Here is a 995-nt window from a genome sequence, read left to right on the forward strand (position 1 = left end):
CTTATGCAAAATCATTGGCTAATCTAACAACTTTAAAGAAAATGTTTCGCACTTTTGAAGAAAAAGGAATTGATTTAACAATGATAGATTTAGAAGCATATTATACACAATTAGAAGTTGATGCATTAATAGAAGAAAAAACTAAAATTGATAATAAAGCAATTATTAAAAATAAAAATAATGAGTTATCAGTTCCTTTTGATAATGTTATCAGTTCCTTTTGATAATAACACGATTTATTATGAAAATAATGTATGAAAAGCAAAACAAGGCGGTGATATACCATCTGATGTTATTAAAGATAGTGATTTAAATAAAGATTATATTGATAAAGAAGATGGAAAATATATTGTTAAAAAAGCACAAAGTGGTAGTTCAATAACAGTTAATGCCCCATTACATCAAAAAGATAATGGTAGTTTAGAGTTATTATTATCAGATGAATTTAATATTGAAAATAATAAATTATCTTTAAATAAAGGTTTAAAAGATACTATTGACCAAATGTTAAAATGAGTGTTTGAAATAAATAAAAAAATTAAATGAGAAAAAGTACCGATATCATATACACCTGATAGTTCAACTTATATTGATATTCCTGAATTTTCAGAAAAATATCGTTATGACGTTAGATTATCACCAACTATTCGTAAAAATGTTGAAGGAAGTTTAAAACTTGAACCACCTTATATCCTTGATCGCCACGAAAATATTCTTATTAAACGACAAGCAGATTGTTTTATTGATGATTTAGATAAAATCCCTTATAGCATTGCCTTATATAACTCTAATGGTCGGGTTTATTTAACTAATGGTTCTACTGGTACCAATATAACAATTAATAGTGTTCGTATTTTACGACAAGAAGTATAGAAAGAAAGTGAGGTGTTATAAATGGATTTAAAAGAGTATAAATCAGAAATTTTGTTATTAATTCGCAAAGTATTTATTTGAGGATTGGGTGCTATTTTAATAATAAGTGCAATTGTATTATT

2 protein-coding genes are annotated in these 995 nt (G+C 25.2%); both read left to right on the top strand.

The features are described 5' to 3' along the window. The coding region (locus C6B38_RS05030) for a hypothetical protein (RefSeq protein ID WP_233485548.1) at nucleotides 1-227 on the top strand (227 nt) is incomplete at its 5' end. Beyond that, nucleotides 199-873: a hypothetical protein gene (locus C6B38_RS05035; RefSeq protein WP_146693320.1), complete on the top strand. Its 675-nt coding sequence runs from the start codon at nucleotides 199-201 to the stop codon at nucleotides 871-873. The genes C6B38_RS05030 and C6B38_RS05035, both read left to right, overlap by 29 nt. The last annotated feature ends 122 nt before the right edge of the window (nucleotides 874-995 follow it).

It is taken from the genome of Spiroplasma sp. ChiS (assembly GCF_002968355.1).
Classification (GTDB): Bacteria; Bacillota_I; Bacilli_A; order Mycoplasmatales; family Mycoplasmataceae; genus Spiroplasma; species Spiroplasma citri.